Genomic DNA, 18,992 nt, shown 5'->3' on the forward strand with positions numbered 1-18,992 from the left:
GCAACAGACCGACCAAGAATAACAGGAGTGCCCATGGGGCAGCCGCTTCCGATATCACGCATTATGCACACGGGCGTCCTGCTTCAGTGTGGGCTGGACACAACCATTGCCGATGCGGCTGCCCGGATGTCCGAAACCTCGGTCAGTTCCATTTTGATTACCGACGGCGGAACGGTTGTTGGTATCTGGACCGAGCATGACGCCCTGGCGATCGACTTTACAGACCCTGAAACATTCCAACAGCCGGTAAGTACAGTGATGAGCTCACCTGTGCTGTCCTTACCCGAGACACTCGATGCCGGTGAAGCCGCGGTTCGTTTACGCGATACCGGAAAACGCCATTTTCTGGTGACCAACAGTAGCGGCAAACCGGTCGGAATCCTGTCCCAGACCGACCTGGCCCTCAACCAGGGCCTGGAACCCTACTTGCGACTGCGGGAAGTGCGGGCGGCCGTACCGCGCCCGCCACTGGTGGTTCGGGGCGACCAGTCTCTGGCGGAAGTGGCCAGTTACATGCATCGCCATCATGCCGATGCGGTGGTGGTCGATTGCGACGAAGAAGGTTTGGGGATTCTGACCGAGCGGGATATGGTCCGGTTTATTGCACGCCACACCAGCAACACCCTGGTCAATGAATTGGCAACCCGGCCTCTGCTCACCGTAAACGAAGAAGACCCGCTGATTCACGCCCGCGATCTGCTGATAGATCATCGCATCCGCCATCTTGCCGTGGTCAATCAGCTTGGAGAGGTTACCGGCCTGATCGGTTACCACGACATGCTGACCGGCGCTGAGCAGATGTATCTGGACGATCTTCGCGAAGCCCTCGAACAAAGGGATCAGGCCCTGGCCAAATCGAGGCGAACCCTGCAACTGGCGGAGCGGGTCATTGAATCGTCTTTTGAAGGCATAATGGTGACCGACAAAGACGTCTGCATTGAATTCGTCAACCCGGCATTCACCCAACTGACCAGTTATACTGCCGAAGAGGTCATCGGTCGGTCACCGGATCTGCTTTCATCCGGGCGCCACGACAGCGAGTTCTACCGGCGCATGTGGAATTCCCTGGAAACCCACGGCTACTGGCGCGGAGAAATCTGGAATCGCCGAAAAACCGGTGAGCTTTATCTGGAACTACTGACCATTACGGCAATCACCGACGATGACGGCAATACCACACATTACGCGGGCCTGTTCACGGATATCACGCAAAATCGCAGGAACGAGGAACAGATCCGACAGCTAGCCTACTACGATGCCCTCACCGGTGTGCCAAACCGACGATTGCTGGAAGACCGGCTGGAGCACGCCATTCGCCATGCCCATCGCAAGGAAATGCTGCTTGCAGTGATGTTTATGGATCTGGACCGTTTCAAGGAAGTGAACGACACCCTGGGCCATGCTGTCGGAGATGACCTGCTGCTTCAGTTCACCGCCAGGGTAAAAGACTGTCTGCGGGAAGACGACACCCTCGCCCGACTGGGGGGCGACGAGTTCATTGTGCTGTTACCGGAGATGGAACGGCTATCCGACGTGTTTGCCGTGGCCGACAGGCTGATTGAAGCAAACAAACGGCCCTATCAGATCAACGGCAACCCGATAAACGTGGGTTCAAGCATTGGCATCAGTCTGTATCCCGAAGATGGCACGACCGTACAGGAACTGATCAACGGCGCTGACATTGCCATGTATCGCGCCAAGCGGGATGGCCGGAACCGTTACAAGGTATTCAACCCAGAAGTCTGCCAGAGCGCCTGAACTCTGGCCGCCCCTCCCAACTCCCATCTTTACTGTTTTATATCAAGCCCCTACAAATTGTTACCAGAACTTCAACTTTAGTCCCATTGTTGCCCGGGCAGTATCCGCTGACACTTGAGTTGCCCAATAAACAATCAAAATAACTGTTTGCAACGCAGCCACACCCGCTGTGCTGCCGTTACGGAGGCCAACGTAAATGAGACCAAGGAACGCGCTGATCTTTGCGACTGTCCTGCTATTATCCAGCACGACCGTCCTCGCCGATACCCTCAAGATAGGTTTGAATTACCCGCAGACAGGAAGATACAAGGACCAGGGCCTTCAACAACGGCTTGGCGCCTATCTGGCGGTAGATGAAATCAACCAGGCCGGCGGCGTTATGGGCCAGCCCCTCGAACTGGTGATTCGCAATACCCGGGGTGAACCAGACCAGGGCGCAAAAAATACCGCCGAACTGATTGACCGCGAAGGCGCGCAGATGGTTTTCGGTGGTGTCTCCAGTGCCGTTGCCATTGCCTCCGGGAAAGCCGCCAGGGATCGCAACCGCATCTACTTCGGCACCCTCACCTACTCCAACGCCACCACCGGCACCGAGGGGCATCGTTATATGTTCCGGGAGCCCTACAACGCCTGGATGACGGCCAAAGCACTCAGCCAGTATCTCAATCGCAACCACGCCGACCAGAAGTTTTTCTACATCACGTCAGACTACACCTGGGGTTGGTCGGTGGAAGAATCGGTACGAAAGTTTTCCAACACCGAAAACACCGACGTGCACCAGGGTGTAAAAACCCCCTTCCCCCGGGCGCTGATCAATGATTTCCGCGCAGCGCTGGAACAGGCCCAGGAGAGCGATGCCAAGGTATTGATGATGGTATTGTTCGGCGATGACATGGTCCGGGCTCTGAACCTGGCCTATGAAATGGGTGTGACGGAAAAAATGCAGATCGTTGTGCCCAACCTGACACTGGGGATGGTCAGACAGGTTGGCCCGACCATCATGGAAGGTGTTGTTGGTGCCGCCCCCTGGGTCTGGAACCTGCCCTACGAGAACAACTACCAGCGCGGTAAAGACTTTGTTGAGGCCTTCTCAGGCCGCTATGAAATGCGCCCTTCATCATCCGCGGCCTCGGCCTACAGTATCGTTTACCAGTACAAGGAGGCTGTCGAACGGGCCGGCAGCACCAACACAGACGCCGTTATCCGGGCCCTTGAGGGGCATCGCTACAGCTTCCTGAAAGACGAACAGTACTGGCGCGAGTTCGACCACCAGAATGTCCAGACCGTCTACGTGGTTCGGATCAAACCCCGTGAAACCGTGGTGGCAGACCAGTTCAGCTCTGATTACTTCGAGATCATCGACTTCCTGCCCGGTGATGAAGCCGCACAAACCCGCGAAGAGTGGGAGCAGCGCCGCAAAGAGGCTGGTAAGCCCACCCGCCTGTGACCGGATCGCTTTACCGGGCCAGGCAGTTTCCTGATAATCGTTCCATCACAGGCGTTATGGGCGATTATCAGGAGCACTCAGGCAGTGGCAAATAACAAAGGACTGGTTTCAGGCAACCCTCACACTCCCCCCACTCAATGCGATGTACTGGTGGTCGGGGGAGGCGTAAACGGCACCGGGATTGCCATGGACGCCGCAGGCCGGGGGCTTCGGGTCGTTCTGTGCGAGATGAACGACCTTGCCTCCGCCACCTCGTCGAGCAGCAGCAAACTCATCCACGGCGGCCTGCGCTACCTGGAGCATTACGAATTCCGGCTGGTCAGGGAAGCACTCGGTGAGCGGGAGGCCCTGCTACGAAACGCACCCCACATCATGTGGCCGATGCGTTTTCGCCTGCCCCATCAGCCCCACCTGCGACCAGCATGGATGATCCGTACCGGCCTTTTCCTCTACGATCATCTGGCCAAGCGCGAACTGCTGCCCGGCTCCCGGTCTATTACCTTTGGCCCGGACTCGCCCCTGAAACCCGACATCAGCCGTGGATTCGAGTATTCGGATGGCTGGGTTGATGATGCCCGGCTGGTGGTACTGTCTGCTGGCAAGGCCGCTGAAAAAGGCGCAACCATATTGACCCGCACCCGCTGTAGCCGCGCCGAGCGCCGCAACGGGCAATGGCACGCCACCCTGGACGATCACCACAGGGACAAGCAGTACAACATCCGCGCCAAGGTGGTCGTTAACGCCACCGGCCCCTGGGTCAGCAGCCTGTTCGGTGAAAGCCTGTCTATGCCAGCTCCCAAGCAGATCCGCATGGTCAAGGGCAGCCACATCGTGGTACCCAGGCTCAATCAGGATACCGAAGCCTATATTCTTCAGAATCAGGACGAGCGCATTGTTTTCGTGATCCCCTACGAGGAACGCTTCTCCCTGATCGGCACCACCGATGTCGATTACGTGGGCGATCCGTCGCAGGCACGGATTTCCCCAGAGGAAACCGACTATCTGCTGTCGATCGTCAACCAATATTTCCGCCGGCAACTGTCCGCCAACGATGTAGTCTGGAGTTACTCCGGTGTTCGGCCGCTGATGGACGACGAGGGTGGCACCGCACAGTCTGCCTCTCGCGACTACTCATTCGAGGTTGATGATGAGGACTCGCTGCCCCCTTTGATCTCGGTATTCGGGGGCAAGATCACCACCTACCGGAAGCTCGCCGAAGCTGTGACCGATCAGGTCAGTCGCTATTTCCCCGGCTCCGGCCGATCCTGGACCCGAACGGCCGTGTTGCCCGGCGGCGACTTCAACACTCAGGAGCAACTGGCCACCGAACTCGCGGCCGATTTCCCCTGGCTGGACGATGCTGTAATCCATCGGTTTGTGCGAAGCTATGGAACCAGCAGCTACCAGATTCTGGAAGGCTGTCAGAGCATGGACGATCTCGGCCACTGGTTTACCGATACCCTGTCTCGTCGCGAGGTGGATTATCTGATGACCCACGAATGGGCAATCACACCAGAGGACCTGCTCTGGCGGCGGACAAAACAGGGCCTGTACATTAACCCGGAACAATACAGCGAGCTATCTGAGTATATGGCCCGGAGTGGCCAGGCCAGTTCAGAATGCTAGCAACTCTGGCCTGAATGGCCGGCACCACTTCCGCTTCAAACCAGGGATTCTTTCGCAACCAGAGGTTATTGCGGGGGCTGGGATGGGGCATCGGAATGACATCAGGCCAGAATTGTTGCCACTGCCGCACATTCTCGGTAACCGCGCGCCTTGCGCCGGGAATATGCCAGGCATGAGCATATTGACCGATCAGCAAGGTCAGGCGAATCTCCGGCAAGCGGTCGAGCAACGCCCGGCGCCAGGCCGGAGCGCACTCGGGGCGTGGAGGAAGATCTCCGGATTTACCGGTGCCCGGATAACAGAATCCCATGGGCAGGATGGCGAGTTTCTGTTCATCGTAAAAGGTGTCGCGAGTAATGCCCATCCATTGGCGCAGCCGGTCGCCACTGGGGTCGTTAAACGGCAGACCGGTTTCGTGTACCCGTCGACCCGGCGCCTGCCCGACCACGAGAATGCGGGAGGATTCACTAAGCTGAATGACCGGCCTCGGCTCGTGGGGCAGATCGCCTGCACAAATCTGACAGGCCCGAACACGCCGAACCAGCTCATCAAAGGACAGGTTTATCAAAGAATCGGTCATACCTCAGAATTTCCTAACGCTTCGGCAGCTCCCAGTAAACCGGTATAGGGCTCCGTCACCACGTAAACCGGTGTAAATTCCATTAGCGGACGCATCCGCCCCTTGGCTACAAAGGCTTCACGGAACGGGCTCCCAAGAAAAAAGTCGAGAAACCCTGGCAGCATACCGCCACACAGGTACACGCCGCCCAGACTCCCCAGCGTCAGCGCCGAATTGCCTGCGGTTCGCCCAAGCATTTCGCAGAAATGCCGAAGGACTTCCCCGGCCAAGGCATCGGAAGCGTCCACAGCGGCGGCTGTGATCTTCTCCGGAGCATCGAGTGGGGCCGCCACGCCACGGATTTCGGCATGGGCCTGATACAGGTTCAGCAAACCCTGGCCGCACAGAATCCGCTCGACCGACACCCGCCCAAACCTGGCCCGGAGAAGGCGCAACACGTCCATTTCCGTGTCATCGGTGGGGGCAAAATCCACATGGCCCCCTTCAGTCACCAAAGGCACCCAACCATTTCGAATCGGAACCAGACCGGAAACGCCCAGGCCCGTTCCCGGACCCATCACCAGTTTCGGCCGGCCAGGGTCTCCCGGGCCGCCACAAACGTGCACCAGATTGGCGTCCGGTACATGGGGCACGCCCAGCGCCATGGCGGTAAAATCATTGATGACCTTGAAGGCCGACCAGCCAAAGACCTGTCGCACCGCCTCAATGTCAAAGCGCCAGTGATTGTTGGTCATTGTCACCCGGGTACCGCGCAAGGGGGAGGCCACAGCCAGACAGGCCTGCCTGACCGACGCCACACCTACACCTACACGTTCCAGATAGGTGACCACCGCCTGATCCAGGTTCTCGTAATCACGGCAGGGCAAAACTTCAATAGCTTCTGGTTCTATACTGCCCTGCCCCACCAGAGCAAAGCGTGCATTGGTTCCCCCAATGTCCCCCACCAGAGAATAGTGTTCTTCTGTCATGCCTCGTGGTTCCAGAAAAAACTGGCTCCTTGTTCAGGGGTGCTTGCCGAACGACGGAACCAACCAAACAGCTCCCGCCCGTAGCCCGTATGATAGCCGGACAGATCCGTCGTTGCAGGCCTGCGGGCGGCCAGCACGTCATCCTCTACCCTGATGCTGAGGGTTCCGTTGCGGGCGTCCAGGACAACGGTATCCCCGTCTTCAACTCGGGCCAAAGGTCCGCCATCCAACGCTTCGGGGTATACGTGGATGGCGGCAGGCACTTTCCCGGAAGCGCCAGACATCCGGCCATCCGTCACCAGGCCCACTTTGTAGCCCCTGTCCTGCAACACCCCCAGATAAGGGGTGAGTTTGTGTAGCTCCGGCATACCATTGGCACGGGGACCTTGAAATCGCACAACCACAACGCAATCCCGATTCAGCTCTCCGGCCTCGAAGGCCGCCTTGAGCTCGTTCTGATCGTTGAATACCACGGCCGGGGCCTCGATGGTATGGTGCTCAGGCGCGACTGCCGAGACCTTGATCACGCCCCTGCCCAGATTGCCCTCCAGCACCCTGAGCCCACCATCCGGCGCAAAAGGCTGGGCCACACCACGGAGTACCTCCGGCATGGCACTTTGCTCAGCTGCAGGCTTCCAGGCGGGCTTACCATCGTCGAGTTCGGGCATGCGGGCGTACTGCTCCAGGCCTGGGCCCATCACTGTGTGCACGTCGTTATGCAGGTATCCGCCAGCAAGCAGTTCGCGGATCAGGAACGGCGTACCACCCGCCTCGTGGAAGGCATTCACATCCTCCTGGCCATTGGGATAGATACGGGTCAACGAGGGCACAACCGCAGAAAGCTCGGCATAGTCATTCCAGTCAATGATGATGCCGGCAGCGCGGGCGATGGCTATCCAGTGAATGGTGTGGTTGGTTGAGCCGCCCGTTACCAGCAGGGCGACCAGAGCATTGACGATGCTCTTTTCGTCTACCATATCGCCCAGCCCCAGATCTCCACCGTTAGGTTTCGATAACCGGATAACCTGTTCCGTCGCTGCCCTGGTCAGCGCATCACGCAGCGGTGTGCCTGGATTCACAAAGGCGGCACCCGGCAAGTGCAGCCCCATCACCTCAACCAACAGCTGGTTGCTGTTGGCGGTGCCATAAAAGGTACAGGTACCGGGACTGTGGTATGACTTGCTCTCGGCTTCCAGCAACTCCTCTTTGCCAATCCTGCCTTCAGCATAGAGCTGGCGGATGCGCTGCTTCTCTTTGTTGGGCAATCCGGAGGGCATGGGGCCGGCGGGTACCAGTATAGTCGGCAGATAGCCAAAACTCAGCGATCCGATGAGCAGCCCCGGAACAATCTTGTCACAGATCCCCAACAACAGCGTGGCATCAAACATGTTGTGGCTGAGAGCAACCGCCGTGCTCATGGCGATCGTGTCCCGGGAGAACAGGCTGAGCTCCATACCAGGCTGCCCCTGGGTCACGCCATCACACATGGCGGGTGTGCCCCCGGCAACCTGGGCCACCGATCCCATACCATGGGCCGCCTCGCGGATGATATCGGGGAACTGTTGGTAGGGTTGATGAGCCGAAAGCATATCGTTGTAGGCCGTTACGATTGCCACGTTGGCCTTGTTCATCAGCTTGAGCGTGTTCTTATCCGCCTGATTACAGGCGGCAAAGCCGTGGGCAAGGTTGCCACAGGACAGCGTGCCCCGTTGGGGGGAGTTCTTTTTCAGCGCCGCCATACGACGGAGGTACTCTTGCCGCGTGGCTTGACTTCGGGCCACAATTCTCTGAGTAACCTTCACTATGGTTGGATGCATCCTGCAGCCTCCTTTACGGATTCACTCGAACATAGAACAAAGAATAGTAAAAAACGCTTCAAAACATAGACACAGCAAAAAATTATCGCCATTATTTTGGTAACTTTACTACATATCACGAAAGCAGGCATCGGGAGCCCTCGAACATCTAGCGAGGTGAAACCGTGTCACAGAGGGGTCATCAGTAGTTCATATACTGGCACCCGTTTTCATTGACCGCCGGCACTGTCGACTCTTCGACCATACCGGCGAACCCGGAATAAGGACACCCACATATGCTCAGGCGCACGAAAATTGTCGCCACGCTCGGCCCCGCCACAGACACACCGAAGTCACTTGCCGCCATCATCAAGGCCGGCGTTGATGTGACTCGCCTGAATTTTTCCCATGGCAGCGCCGAAGAGCACATGGCCCGGGCCCGCCAGGTTCGTGAAGCCGCTGCAGCACAGAGCCGCTTTGTTGCCCTTCTCGCCGACCTTCAGGGTCCCAAGCTGCGCATCGCGCGGTTCACCGATAACAAGGTATTCCTGGAAGCCGGGCAAACCTTCGTTCTCGACGCCAGCATGGACAAGGACGCCGGCACAGCCGAGCGGGTGGGCATCGACTACGAGCAACTGATTGAAGACGTTGCCCCCGGCGACATTCTGGTGCTCGACGACGGCCGCATCGAAATGGAAGTGATGTCGGTAGACGAGCACAGCATTACCTCCAAGGTACTGATTGGCGGTCCATTATCCAACAACAAGGGCCTGAACAAACGAGGCGGAGGACTGTCTGCCGAAGCTCTGACCGAGAAAGACAAGCAGGACATTGTTACCGCCGCCAAACTTGGCGCGGATTATGTCGCCGTCTCATTCGTGCGCACCGCCGAAGATATGCACATCGCACGCAGACTGCTGAGCGAGGCCGGCTCTGAGGCAGGCCTGGTCGCCAAAATTGAGCGGGCGGAACTGGCGCACGACGACCAGGCCCTGGATGAAGTCATCCTCGCCTCAGACGCCGTCATGGTCGCTCGGGGCGACCTGGCGGTTGAGATTGGCGATGCCGAACTGGTAGCGGTTCAAAAGCACATCATCGCCCGCGCCCGGGTACTGAACCGGGCAGTAATCACCGCGACCCAGATGATGGAATCGATGATCACCAACCCGATGCCCACCCGGGCCGAGGTGTCCGACGTCGCCAATGCCGTAATGGACTACACCGATGCGGTCATGCTGTCGGCCGAAACCGCAGTGGGTGACTATCCGAAAGAAGCGGTAGAGGCCATGGTACGCATTTGCCTGGGCGCCGAACGGCACCCCTCAATGCACCAGTCCAAACACCGGATTCATGAGAGTATGGAACGGGTAGACGAAGCCATCGCCTTGTCTGCCATGTACGCCGCCAACCATCTCCAGGGTGTCCGTGCCATCATCTGCATGACGGAGACAGGCGCCACTCCCAGGCTGATGTCCCGCATCAAATCCAGCCTGCCGATCTTTGCTCTGTCCCGCCATCACTCCACCCAGCACCGGGTGGTTCTGTTCCGCGGCGTGCAGACCATACCTTTCGATTCGGCCCGGATTGCCAATGAGCAGACCAATGCGGAGGCGGTGGAGCAACTGCGCAAGCGCGGCGTGGTCGGCGAAGGCGATCTGGTGGTGATTACCAAGGGGGATTACGTCAATGCCCAGGGCGGCACCAACACCATGAAAATCGTGCGCGTTGGCAGCGATATCCGCTAGCCGCCGGGCAGCGCCTGGCACAGCCTTCGGCCGGACACATAAAACCCACCACGACGGCGGGTTTTATGTGTCCGGTTTAAAGGTCGCCCAGACTTCCCCTGGCAATTTCCGACACTGCCGGCCAGTCTTTACCGGCAATGGCCTCTGCCGGCGTGAGCCAGGACCCACCAACAGCACAGACATTCGGTAACGCCAGATAATCTCTGGCTGTCTGGCGGCTAATGCCACCAGTCGGACAAAAGACAACATCGGGAAATGGCCCGCTGAAGGCCTTAAGCGCAGGGATACCCCCTGCCACTTCCGCCGGGAAAAACTTGAACTCCCGATAGCCCAACGCATAACCCATCATTAGCTCGGACACCGTCGAAACCCCTGGCAACAGCGGTGCCTCGGAGGTAACACTGAACTCCAGAATGGCCTCAGTAATCCCGGGGGTAATCACAAACTGCGCACCAGCAGACTCCACCTGTCGATACTGGGCGATACTGGTAACCGTTCCTGCACCAACCCAGGCTTCGGGAATGGCTTTCCTGACCTTTTCAATGGCACGCACTCCATGCTCGGTGCGCAAGGTAATTTCAAGTACCCGGATACCTCCATCTACCAGCGCACGGCACAGTGGGATGGCATCGTCCGGGTCTTTGATCGCAATCACAGGCACCAGAGGCGAGGCTGCCAGAACGGCCTGCACCCGCTCGCGATGATAGTCCGACAATTGATTCATGGTGATCTCCTAAAGCAGTTAGCGGCGGTGACCAGACAAACAACGCGGCGTCACGGGCTCCAGAACACTTCCAGGCCGGGTTTCAGGAAGGCCCGCACCGGCATGGCAAATACATCATCCAGAGCCGAACACGCCCTTCTGAGCGTCTCCAGCTTGTCCTCCCCTTTCAGGTGCAGCGCGGTAAAGCGCGCTTGCGCCAGCACCGCCCGGTTCAGCGTCACTCTGCGCTGGGGCTGGGAGTTCGGCGTCATCGCAGCCACCAGGTCGGTATTGGACTCATCCATGGCTTCGGGCAATTCTGGCGCATCCGGAAACAGCGAAGCGGTATGACCGTCATTGCCCATGCCCAGAATCACTACGTCCACTGGCAAAGCGAGCACGGACAGCGCCTGTCGAACCGCCTCCAGTCCTTGCTCCGGAGTTTCCCCCGGCTGCTTCAGAGCCAGGTAACGGGCTTTCGCAGCCTTGCCCACCAAAAGGTTGTTTCTGACCAGGGTGGTGTTACTGTCGGGGTCGCCCTCCGGCACCCAGCGCTCGTCTGCCAGCACAACATCCACTCTGGACCAGTCCAGCGCCACCTCGGACAACGCCTTAAAAAAGGGTAAAGGCGTAGAGCCTCCGGACACCACCAGGCTGGCCCTGGGCGCCTGCTCAAGGCGGCGGGAGAGAACATCAGCGACGGTCGAGGCCAGGGCCCGGGCCACGCGCCCGGCATTGTCGTCGGCATGGAACCCGACACCCTCTGGCAAGCGAATGTCAGGCATCTTCATACCAGCTCCTCCCGTCCCGCGTGATCATGGCAATGGAGGCGACCGGGCCCCAGGTGCCGGCGGCATAACGCTTGGGCGGCTCGCCACTGTCTCTCCAGTTGGCGATGATCTCGTCGACCCAGCGCCAGGCGTATTCCACCTCATCCCTGCGAACAAAAAGGTATTGATTACCTTTCATCACCTCCCACAGCAAACGCTCATAGGCATCCGGAATGCGTTCCGCTTCAAAGGTTTCAGAGAAGGTCAGCTCCAGCGGCCCCTGCCGCAGTCGCATCCCCTTATCCAGCCCCTGATCCTTGGTCAGAATTTTCAGGGCCATACCCTCGTCCGGCTGTAGTCGAATAATCAGTTTGTTGTTGGCCAGATGCTTCTGGTCCGGATCAAAAATGTAATGAGGCGCCGGCTTGAAATGAATGATGATCTGGGAAAGCTTCTCCGGCAGTCGCTTGCCTGTACGGATATAGAATGGCACGCCAGACCAGCGCCAGTTATCGATCTCGGCTTTCAGTGCCACAAAAGTTTCAGTGGCACTACCCTTGTTGGCATCCTCCTCCTCCAGATAGCCCGGCACCGGCTTGCCATTGCTGGTGCCCGCGGTGTATTGACCACGCACAACGTACCGATCCATCATGTCCGGGGTAATTCGCTTCAGCGCCTTAAGTACCTTTACCTTCTCGTCCCGAATGCTGTCCGCTGACAGGTCTGCGGGCGGATCCATCGCAATCAGGCACAGCAACTGCAGCAAGTGATTCTGAATCATGTCGCGGATCTGACCGGCCTGGTCAAAATAGCCCCAGCGCCCTTCTATACCGACGCTCTCCGCGACGGTAATTTCAACGTGGGAGATATGATTCTGGTCCCACTGGGAGGCAAACAGGTTGTTGGCAAAGCGCAGTGCAATCAGGTTCTGCACGGTCTCCTTGCCCAGGTAGTGATCAATCCGGAACAACTGGTTTTCGTTGTAGACCTCTCCCAGCTCATCGTTGATGACCCGGGACGACTCAAGATCGTGGCCGATGGGTTTTTCCACCACCACCCGGGTTTTCTCATTACAACAACTGGTCGCTTTCATATTGCGGGCAATCACGCCATACATCGAAGGCGGCGTGGCCATATAGACGATGAGTTCGTTGTTGGGTTCATCCCGCCACTCACGCAGAGCCCCATAGCCCTCAGGATCTGTGAAATCCAGCAACAGGTAATCCACCCGCTGCAGAAATGCATTCGCAACACCAGCATCAAACTCACGGTCTTTCACATGATAGCGAAGCTTTTCAAACAGTTGCTCCCGGACGTCCGCTGTTGTTGCCTTCGTGCGCGCAATCGCCAGAATGCGACTGCCCTGCGCGAGCAAGCCCGCGCGCTCCAGCTGATACAACGCAGGGAAGAGTTTACGCTGAGCCAGGTCACCCAAGGCGCCAAAAAGCATCAGGTCACACGGGGCATTCGCGTTCTTTACCATGAGTCGCGCCCTCCATGATTTGCCGCTCCACTTCATTCACATTACCAGGAAGTAGTAGTTTTAGAAAAAAAACCGTCAAACTGCTGACTCCCAGCCCTCGGAAAACCACGTTATGACACGTTGACTACCGCAAACACACCAATAAAACGGTATACTCCCGAGTTCTTAGATGATTCGGCCCCCAAGAGATCAACGGAGCATCCATTCATGACAACCAGTCACGCGCACCGGGAAGAGAATCTGCTGGAAGATATTCAGGAACGCCTGGATAATCTGAACAAGTCCGAGCGCAAAGTGGCAGAAGCGATTCTTAAGGACCCCAGCGCTGCAACGCGGTACAGCATTGCAGCCCTGGCCCGGGCGGCCAATGTCAGCGAACCTACTGTAAACCGATTCTGTCGGAGTTTTTCAGCGACGGGCTTCCCGGATTTCAAGATCCGATTAGCACAGAGCATTGCGACAGGAACACCCTATGTCGGCCAGAATATAGAGCCCCACGACACCGTGGCTGAATTCGCTGACAAAATCATGCTCAGCACCATTGCCAACCTGGATAAGTCCCGCCAGTCACTCGATCACAAAGCGCTAGCTTCGGCCATCGACTATCTTATCCAGGCAAAACAGATCCACTTTTTTGGCATGGGCGGCTCCGCGTCGGTCGCACTCGATGCCCAGCACAAGTTTTTTCGATTCAACATTCCGGTAACCTCATACGACGACGCTCTCATGCAGAGAATGGTAGCGGCAGGGGCGCAGGTCGGAGATGTGATCGTGATGATCTCGTACACCGGCCGAACCAAGGAAAGCGTTGATATCGCCAGAGTGGCGCGAGAGAACGGCGCAACGGTTATTGGTATAACAAACCCGGAATCCCCTCTTGCGGAGTTCTGTACGGTGGTGGTTGGCGTCACAACCCCGGAAGACACAGAAGTGTATATGCCCATGTCTTCCAGAATTATTCATTTGACGGTCATCGACATCCTCGCAACCGGTGTAACGCTGAAACGTGGATCGGATTTTCTGGGCCATCTCAAGAAAATCAAGGAAAGTCTGAAAGCTACCCGATACCCGAAAGAATGAACCGCTCACAAAAAAGCCCCCGAAAGGGGGCTTTCTTTTGAGGTCTATAGCAAATCAGTTCCGCTCAACCTCAGCTGTATTGCGAAGGTACTGCTGGTAGGCGGTGTATTCACGCTGCCCCTCCAACTGTGCCAGGAAACGCATCAGCTGTTGGTATTCCGCACCTTCCTGATCAACCTCACCTTCGTTGACGCCGGTCAGGACAATGACAGCAGCCTGGTCGGCCGCTACGGCACGCCCAACGGTTGGCGTTTCACCATCCGGGCGAGCCATTGAAAACACTTCCTGAACCACGCGCGGGCTCAGGCCAGAGCCATTCCGGCCCTGATTCTCAAACTGCTGCCATTCACCGACGCCCAGATCCTCGGCACTGGTACCGGATTCAAGCTGAGCCACGAGCTCATCAACACGGGCTGCCAGCGCTTCCCGCGTTTCGGTTCTCTCCAGAATCCGACGAATTTCCGGCTCCACATCAGCCAACTCCAACTGGCGCGGTTCATGATACTCGCGCACCCGGGCAACTACCGATACGTTATCACCCACGTCGATCAGCTCGGTGTTGTAGCCACCCTCAAGTACATCTTCGGAGAACAGCTGACGTACCAGACCCGCATGATCAAAGGGTGCTGCACCTCCGTCCCTGCTGACACCTTCGACCACCCGAATTTCCAGACCCAGCTCTTCGGCCGGGCCGGCAAGATCGTCGGCAGCGTAGGCCGCATCAGCCAATTGCGAGCGAACTTCCGCAAAACGCTCACTGGCCTTGGTTCTGGCCAACTCCAGTCGCAGCTCTTCACGCAACTCACCAAACGCAGGCACATCGGAACGACGTACGTCTTCCAGTTTGATCAGGTGAATACCAAAGCTGGTCTCAACCGGGCCAGACACTTCGCCTTCATCCAGGGCAAACAGGGCTTCTTCAAAGGCTTCGTCGTAGACACCTCGGCCAGCAAAACCAAGATCACCACCTTCCTGCGCAGAGGCGGTATCGACTGAGTATTCCTCGGCCAGGACGGCAAACGACTCACCGTCTTCAAGACGCTGCTGGATGGTTGCGAGAGTCTCCTGCCCGTCATCACCGGCCTCTACAAGAATGTGAGCGGCACGGCGCTCTTCCCGTGCGTATTCTTCAGCACGCTCCTCGTAATAGGCCCGCAATTCATCTTCGGCGACCTCAATGGACTCCGCCAACGCCCCCTGGGACAAGGTAATGTAGGCAGCATCCACCTGCTCTGGCTGACGAAACTGGTCACGGTTCTCGTCGTAGTACGCCTGTACCTCGGCCTCGGTCACATCCACCTGGTCCTGGACGCTGCTGCCATCGAGCATCAGCACGCGGAAGTCACGGGTCTGATTCTGAATGGCCAGCAAATGGGCTGCATTCTCAGGTGCTACAACACCAGTCTGGACGATCGCCGCACGAATCTGGTTGACCACGTAGTTCTTGCGCATGCTTTCGCGGAACTCGGCAACTCCCATACCCAGGTTGCGCACTGTGGCTACAAAACGGTCGCGATTGAACTGGCCGTCAATCTGAAACTGGGGCATCTGGGTTATCAGGGAATCGATGTCGGCATCGGTCAGCTCCAGCCCCTGGCTCTGGGCATCCTGGGTGAGCACGGCCTCCTGTATCAGCGCGTCCAGTACGTCACGACGAATCTGATCCTCGTCCAGCAGAGATTGGTCCGGATTCTCCATCTGCATCAGGCGCTGCTGGCTTTCCATCTGTACGGTGCGCAGGAACTCCCGCTCGGTGATGTCCTGACCGTTGACCGTTGCCACTTCTGGCTCCCCAGTGAAGCCGCCGATGATGGCGTCCATTCCCCAGATCGAGAGGGAAATAATCAATAGGCCAACGATAACCTTGGCGATCGTACTCTGGGCGTTATCCCGAATATCTTGAAGCATGTTGTTCTCGAATCCCTGTTCAAGGTTCTGCTGTTGGTAGTGGTGAGGCGAGAGCTGAATGAGCCACCGTTAACACGCAAAAAGGCGCACCCTTACCGGAATGCGCCTTGAATTCTGATGGCAGTTCCCGAAACCGGGAACTGCCAGAGAAAGAGCCGTTACTTAACGGCGTCTTTCAGGGCCTTGCCTGCCTTGAATCCAGGCACTTTAGAGGCCGGAATCTTGATTTCTGCGCCAGTCTGCGGGTTGCGACCGGTACGGGCAGCACGCTCTTTCACAGAGAAGGTGCCAAAGCCGATCAGGGTAACCTGGTCGCCTTTCTTCAGTGCACCGGTGATGGAGTTGGTCATGGCATCCAGCGCACGGCCAGCTGCGGCTTTGGAGATGTCTGCGGACTCTGCAATTGCATCGATCAGTTCGGACTTGTTCACACTAAACCCCTTCGATTTCAGGTTGAAGATGTTATAGGTCGGTTTGTTTTTTCGCGGACGTTCTCGACTATCGCATAAGCGATTGGAGAATTCCATTCTTCAGTTTTTTTATTCCTTGCGGCATTAAACCGGTGTTCGGAATAGGCACTTACTGCGCGGGAGCCCTTGGTATTGGCTGCTTCACGGCGAAACAGTTATACCAACGGGCTCTCAGGCGTGTCAACAACTCATCCGGTGTTTAATGTGTATTTATGCGCTCTGCAGCGTCGCCGGAATCATCAGCAGCGGTCGATTTGCCAGTTTCCTTGTCGGTATCTTCCGCCCTGGGATCCGGCTGGTAGGCCAGTGCAATGTCCAGAACCTCATCGATCCACTTGACCGGGCGGATCTCCAGCGATTCCTTGATGTTGTCCGGTATCTCCTTGAGATCCCTGACATTTTCATCCGGGATAATGACAGTTTTGATGCCACCGCGATGGGCTGCCAGCAGCTTTTCCTTCAAGCCGCCGATCGCCAGAACGCGACCTCGCAGGGTGATTTCACCGGTCATCGCTACATCCGCCCGAACGGGAATTCGAGTCAGTGCAGAAACCAGTGCTGTACACATACCAATACCGGCACTCGGGCCATCTTTCGGGGTTGCTCCCTCAGGTACATGCACGTGAAGATCGTGTTTTTCGTGGAAATCATCCGCCACACCCAGGCCGGCCGCCCTGCTCCGGACCACCGTAAGTGCCGTCTGAATGGATTCCTGCATAACGTCACCCAGCGAGCCGGTTTTAACGACACGACCCTTACCTGGCGTCAAAGCACACTCTATGGTCAACAGTTCGCCGCCGACCTGGGTCCATGCCAGACCGGTCACCTGTCCGATCTGGTTGGTTTCCTCTGCCAGTCCGTATTTGAACTTTTTGACGCCTGAGTAATCCTCCAGAAGATCCGGCGTCAGGGTCACCGAGGCCTTGCTGCTGCTCTCTACGTGCTCGCGCACCACCTTACGGCAGATCTTGGCGATTTCGCGCTCAAGGCCCCGTACACCGGCTTCCCGGGTGTAGTAGCGGATCAGATCCCTGATGGTCTCTTCCGGCAGTTTCAGTTCGTCCTTGCGCAGACCATTGGCCTTGAGCTGCTTGGGCAGAAGGTAACGCAAGGCAATATTAACCTTTTCATCCTCGGTGTATCCGGGAATCCGGATGATCTCCATGCGGTCCAGCAGTGCCGGTGGAATATCCATGGAGTTGGAGGTACATACGAACATCACATCAGAGAGGTCGTAATCGACTTCCAGGTAGTGATCATTGAACGTATGGTTCTGCTCCGGGTCCAGCACCTCGAGCAGAGCCGAGGCCGGATCGCCACGATGGTCCATGCCCATCTTGTCGATTTCGTCGAACAGGAACAGCGGGTTCTTCACACCCACCTTGGAAAGCTTCTGCAACAACTTGCCCGGCAGCGCGCCGATGTAAGTCTTGCGGTGGCCTCGTATCTCGGCTTCGTCACGCACACCACCCAGCGCCATGCGGGTGTATTTGCGATTGGTAGCCTTGGCGATGGACTGGCCAAGGGAGGTCTTGCCAACCCCGGGAGGCCCTACCAGGCAAAGCACAGGCCCTTTCACCTTCTTGACCCGACTCTGAACCGCCAGATACTCCAGAATACGCTTCTTCACCTCGTCCAGGCCGTAGTGATCCCGGTCCAGGATTTCACGGGCCTTTTCAAGGTCGTGACGAACCCGACTGCGCTTCTTCCAGGGGACCGCCAGCATCCAGTCAATGTAGCCGCGCACCACGGTAGCTTCCGCGGACATCGGAGACATCATCTTGAGCTTGTTCAGCTCTGCTTCGGTTTTCTTCCGGGCCTCTTCCGGCAGACCGGCTTCCTCAAGCTTCTGCTCGAGTTCCTCGAAATCGTTATTACCCTCACCGAGCTGGCCCATTTCCTTCTGGATCGCTTTCATCTGCTCGTTCAGGTAATACTCGCGCTGGCTGCGCTCCATCTGCTTTTTCACACGGCCACGGATGCGCTTCTCCACTTCGATCAGATCAATCTCACCGTCCAGCTTGCCCAGCAGAAGATCAACCCGCTTACGAACGTCCAGAGCTTCCAGCAACTCCTGTTTCTCGGGAATCCGCATCTCCAGATGCGCGGCCATGGTATCGACCAGACGCTCAAGTTCGTGGATACCGGTCAAAGCATTGGAAACCTCAGATGGCACCTTTTTGGACAGCTTCACGTACTTCTCGAATTCGTCCATCAGGGTCTTGGTGAGGACGTCTTCCTCGCGCTCCGGCAAGGATTCCTCATCCATCAGAATGGCCTGGCCGGACAGGTAATCGCCTTCCTCGATGTCAGAAATGCTGGCTCGGGAATTACCCTCTACCAGAACCTTGACGGTGCCATCCGGCAGCCGAAGCATCTGCAGCACGGTCGCCAGGGTGCCCATGGCAAATACATCCTTCGGGCCCGGCTCGTCGGTGGAGGCATCTTTCTGGGCTACCAGCAGGATTTCCTTGCTGCCCTCCATTGCCGCTTCCAGCGCCTGAATGGATTTTTCGCGGCCCACAAACAGCGGAACCACCATGTGCGGGAACACCACCACATCACGCAAAGGAAGCAGCGGGTATTCGTGCACAGTTTCATCAGGTATACGGGTCATGGGGAATCCTCTGACAGTATTTCTTTCAGCATATCACCCAA

At 57.4% G+C, this 18,992-nt stretch carries 14 protein-coding genes; 5 read left to right on the plus strand and 9 right to left on the minus strand.

Annotated features, from left to right (window positions below; genetic code table 11):
• Window positions 1-33 precede the first annotated feature (33 nt).
• From ACSSVV_RS01895 to glpD, 3 genes are all read left to right on the plus strand, one after another.
• On the plus strand, window positions 34-1,758 hold the full coding sequence (locus ACSSVV_RS01895) for a diguanylate cyclase domain-containing protein (RefSeq protein ID WP_022991789.1): 1,725 nt from the start codon (window positions 34-36) through the stop codon (window positions 1,756-1,758).
• Between the two features lie 196 nt (window positions 1,759-1,954).
• The gene (locus ACSSVV_RS01900) at window positions 1,955-3,205 is read left to right on the plus strand and encodes an ABC transporter substrate-binding protein (RefSeq protein WP_022991788.1); all 1,251 of its coding nucleotides are present in this window, start codon (window positions 1,955-1,957) and stop codon (window positions 3,203-3,205) included.
• An 84-nt stretch (window positions 3,206-3,289) separates the two neighbouring features.
• Window positions 3,290-4,831 (plus strand): glycerol-3-phosphate dehydrogenase, encoded by a 1,542-nt coding sequence (gene glpD / locus ACSSVV_RS01905; RefSeq protein WP_454105476.1) that lies wholly within the window; start codon window positions 3,290-3,292, stop codon window positions 4,829-4,831.
• On the opposite strand, the gene ACSSVV_RS01910 is transcribed toward glpD, so the two are convergent.
• The 3 genes from ACSSVV_RS01910 to edd are packed head-to-tail and all read right to left on the minus strand — an operon-like array spanning window position 4,761 to window position 8,196.
• On the minus strand, window positions 4,761-5,411 hold the full coding sequence (locus tag ACSSVV_RS01910; RefSeq protein ID WP_454105477.1) for a uracil-DNA glycosylase family protein: 651 nt from the start codon (window positions 5,409-5,411) through the stop codon (window positions 4,761-4,763). The genes glpD and ACSSVV_RS01910 overlap by 71 nt on opposite strands.
• Window positions 5,408-6,379, minus strand: coding sequence for a glucokinase (glk, locus tag ACSSVV_RS01915; protein ID WP_454105478.1), 972 nt, complete (start codon window positions 6,377-6,379; stop codon window positions 5,408-5,410). Before glk ends, ACSSVV_RS01910 begins: the two co-directional genes overlap by 4 nt.
• Window positions 6,376-8,196: a phosphogluconate dehydratase gene (edd, locus tag ACSSVV_RS01920; protein WP_454105479.1), complete on the minus strand. Its 1,821-nt coding sequence runs from the start codon at window positions 8,194-8,196 to the stop codon at window positions 6,376-6,378. The genes glk and edd overlap by 4 nt, the downstream gene beginning before the upstream one ends.
• A 275-nt stretch (window positions 8,197-8,471) precedes the next feature.
• On the opposite strand from edd, the gene pyk reads away from it, so the two are divergent.
• Window positions 8,472-9,920, plus strand: a complete 1,449-nt coding sequence (gene pyk / locus ACSSVV_RS01925; protein ID WP_454105480.1) for a pyruvate kinase — start codon at window positions 8,472-8,474, stop codon at window positions 9,918-9,920.
• A gap of 76 nt (window positions 9,921-9,996) precedes the next feature.
• Here pyk and ACSSVV_RS01930 read toward each other — a convergent pair whose 3' ends face one another.
• From ACSSVV_RS01930 to zwf, 3 genes are read right to left on the minus strand one after another with little or no spacing between them, the layout of a single operon-like run.
• On the minus strand, window positions 9,997-10,644 hold the full coding sequence (locus ACSSVV_RS01930) for a bifunctional 4-hydroxy-2-oxoglutarate aldolase/2-dehydro-3-deoxy-phosphogluconate aldolase (RefSeq protein WP_454105481.1): 648 nt from the start codon (window positions 10,642-10,644) through the stop codon (window positions 9,997-9,999).
• A 50-nt stretch (window positions 10,645-10,694) separates the two neighbouring features.
• The gene (gene pgl / locus ACSSVV_RS01935) at window positions 10,695-11,408 is read right to left on the minus strand and encodes a 6-phosphogluconolactonase (RefSeq protein ID WP_370230146.1); all 714 of its coding nucleotides are present in this window, start codon (window positions 11,406-11,408) and stop codon (window positions 10,695-10,697) included.
• Window positions 11,401-12,876, minus strand: coding sequence for a glucose-6-phosphate dehydrogenase (zwf, locus tag ACSSVV_RS01940; protein WP_454105482.1), 1,476 nt, complete (start codon window positions 12,874-12,876; stop codon window positions 11,401-11,403). Before zwf ends, pgl begins: the two co-directional genes overlap by 8 nt.
• Window positions 12,877-13,083: 207 nt before the next feature.
• Between zwf and ACSSVV_RS01945 the strand changes: the two genes are divergently transcribed.
• Complete coding sequence (locus ACSSVV_RS01945; protein ID WP_023010459.1) at window positions 13,084-13,956, plus strand: MurR/RpiR family transcriptional regulator; 873 nt, start codon at window positions 13,084-13,086, stop codon at window positions 13,954-13,956.
• A gap of 54 nt (window positions 13,957-14,010) precedes the next feature.
• On the opposite strand, the gene ACSSVV_RS01950 is transcribed toward ACSSVV_RS01945, so the two are convergent.
• From ACSSVV_RS01950 to lon, 3 genes are all read right to left on the minus strand, one after another.
• Complete coding sequence (locus ACSSVV_RS01950; RefSeq protein ID WP_454105483.1) at window positions 14,011-15,864, minus strand: SurA N-terminal domain-containing protein; 1,854 nt, start codon at window positions 15,862-15,864, stop codon at window positions 14,011-14,013.
• Between the two features lie 158 nt (window positions 15,865-16,022).
• Window positions 16,023-16,295 (minus strand): HU family DNA-binding protein, encoded by a 273-nt coding sequence (locus ACSSVV_RS01955; protein ID WP_008174603.1) that lies wholly within the window; start codon window positions 16,293-16,295, stop codon window positions 16,023-16,025.
• A 238-nt stretch (window positions 16,296-16,533) separates the two neighbouring features.
• Window positions 16,534-18,951 carry an endopeptidase La gene (gene lon / locus ACSSVV_RS01960; RefSeq protein ID WP_454105484.1) on the minus strand — a complete coding sequence of 806 codons (2,418 nt, stop codon included), beginning with the start codon at window positions 18,949-18,951 and terminating at the stop codon, window positions 16,534-16,536.
• Window positions 18,952-18,992: the final 41 nt, after the last annotated feature.

Source organism: Marinobacter sp. MBR-105 (assembly GCF_053628895.1).